Source organism: Rhodovulum euryhalinum, assembly GCF_004342445.1.
Lineage (GTDB): Bacteria > Pseudomonadota > Alphaproteobacteria > Rhodobacterales > Rhodobacteraceae > Rhodovulum > Rhodovulum euryhalinum.
Genome location: NZ_SLWW01000041.1, coordinates 1 through 1,534 on the forward strand (window position 1 = coordinate 1; position 1,534 = coordinate 1,534).

Sequence of the window (1,534 nt, forward strand, 5' to 3'; positions counted from 1 at the left end):
CTTGCAGTTACCCACAAGTTGGTGCGGTGAATTGATTCATCTGCCAGCCTTGGTCTTGGCGACGACACTACGGTCATGATTCGTCATGTGGCACCGAATGCGTGAGGTGCGTGCATGGGGCAGAGCTGGGTGGAAACGGAAACCGCGGGATGCGATCTGGGGGATGAGCGGCTGAACCGGCGGCTCGGGGCTATGCTCGAGGCCCTCGGGGAGCGGCCGGGGAAATCGCTGCCGACGGCGTTCCAGGATTGGTCGAACACCAAGGCGGCCTACCGGTTCTTTTCCAACGGGAATGTCAGCGAAGACAAGATCCTCGAGGGGCATTTCGCGGCCTCCGCCCTGCGCATCCGGGCAACAGGCGGTCCCGTGCTGATCCTGCAGGACACCACGGAATTCAACTTCAAGCGCGCAGCCCCGGAGAAAATCGGCTTCACCCATGTCTCGACCGGGCACAAGCTGAAGGACGGCCGCCGCAGGAAGCACGCCGTCTGCGGGTTCCAGATGCATGCCAGCCTTGCGATCACGCCGGACGGGTTGCCGCTCGGGCTGACGGCAGCCAAGTTCTGGTCCCGCGCCGCATTCAAGGGCACCGCTGCGCTCAAGCGCAAGATCAACCCGACCCGCGTGCCCATCGAGCAGAAGGAAAGCATGCGCTGGCTCGACAATCTGCGCCTGTCGACCGAGTTGGCGGGTGCGCCGGAGCGCTGCGTTCATGTCGGTGACCGCGAGAGTGACATCTACGAGCTCTACTGCCTGGCCGAGGAACTCGGGACCGGCTTCCTCGTCCGGAGCTGCGTCGACCGCCTGGCGGAGGATGGCGGCACGACCATCGCCAAGGTCATGGCGCAGGTGCAGGCGAGCGGCACCCACGAGGTGCGGTTCCGGGACGCGCAGGGCGAGGACCATTGCGCCGTGCTGACGGTCCGGCATGCCACGATGACAGTCCGCCCGCCGATCGGAAAGCAGCGGCAATACCGGCACCAGGAGCTCCAGATCATCCATGCCGAGGAACTCGACCCGCCGCAGGACCGGGCGCCTGTCCACTGGAAGCTGATCACGAACCTGCCAGTGGCGACCCACGTGGAGGCCGTACACAAGCTCGAATGGTACGCGCTGCGCTGGAAAATCGAGACTTTCTTCCGGACGCTGAAAACCGGCTGCCGGATCGAGGAGCTGCGCCTGGCCACGGCCGATCGCCTGGCCAACTGCATCGCGCTCTGCTGCGTCGTGGCCTGGCGGGTGTCATGGCTGGCGATGCTCAGCCGCGAGACGCCACGGGCCGACCCCGCTGCCGTTTTCACGCAGGATGAGCGCCACCTGCTCGACCAGGCGACGCCAGAGAGGAAGCGCCAGGCACCGCGCGACCTCGAATTCTACGTCAGGGCTGTTGCTCGTCTCGGAGGCTATCTCGACCGCGCTTCCGATGCGCCACCGGGGACGACGGTGATATGGCGGGGCTTCTCCCGCCTCGCCGACCTCGTCGAAGGTGCCCGCCTCGCAACGCCCCCGGCGGATACTTGTGGGTAACTGCAAG

Annotated in this window: 1 protein-coding gene; it reads left to right on the forward strand. The window is 65.7% G+C overall.

The window, feature by feature from the left end; genetic code table 11:
- Positions 1 to 114 precede the first annotated feature (114 nt).
- Positions 115 to 1,527 (forward strand): IS4 family transposase, encoded by a 1,413-nt coding sequence (locus EV655_RS18495; RefSeq protein ID WP_132546815.1) that lies wholly within the window; start codon positions 115 to 117, stop codon positions 1,525 to 1,527.
- Positions 1,528 to 1,534 lie beyond the last annotated feature (7 nt).